Source organism: Streptomyces sp. NTH33, from assembly GCF_003236365.1.
In the GTDB taxonomy this organism is placed as follows: domain Bacteria; phylum Actinomycetota; class Actinomycetes; order Streptomycetales; family Streptomycetaceae; genus Streptomyces.
The window spans coordinates 1-592 of the sequence record NZ_POTZ01001078.1 but is presented as its reverse complement, the minus strand read 5'-3'; the positions used below and the strand labels follow the sequence as shown (position 1 = coordinate 592).

Here is a 592-nt window from a genome sequence, read left to right as displayed (position 1 = left end):
CCCCCGTGGTCTGCCGTGCCCCTGTGGTCTGTCGTGCGGCGGTGCGGGTCTGTCGGTGGCTGTCGTATGTCGGACGCGTTTGCCACACGCGTCGGCGGTCCCAGCACACCACATTAAGCACGCACGCTGTCACTATTCGTTGTGAATTGGCCGAAAGTGGAAGCGGGAGATCCGGTCAGGCGGCCGTGGGCCCGGCACTGGCGCAGGTCAGACCAGTCGTATCGGTTTTTCCGGACGTATGCCCGAATCGACCAACCAGGCCCGCAGCGGCACCGGATCACCGTTTTCGACCAGGGCGAGCACCTTGGGGCCGAGGTCGGCTGCTCTCTCGCCGTTGATCAGGAGGGCGGGGCCGTCGAGCCAGTCGAGGCCCGGGGTGGCGCCCGCGGTGTCCATCGCGGCGCAGCACACCATCGCGGTGACGTGGTCGGCGAGGAGTTCCCGGCCGGTGCGGGGCGGTTCGAGCGGGAAGAGGGGCAGCGAATCCTCGTCCCACGCGGGTGCGGCGGGGAACCGGCCGGTGTCCGCCGCCGGTGCCGAGTGTGCCGCCGGGGCGGCCTCCTCGCGGGCCAGTTCGGCGCTGAGGCTCGCC

1 pseudogene is annotated in these 592 nt (G+C 70.6%); it reads right to left on the bottom strand.

Features of this window, described 5'->3' with window-relative positions:
- Positions 1-207: 207 nt before the first annotated feature.
- Positions 208-592, bottom strand: a pseudogene (locus C1I97_RS38555) (hypothetical protein); the annotation flags it as partial.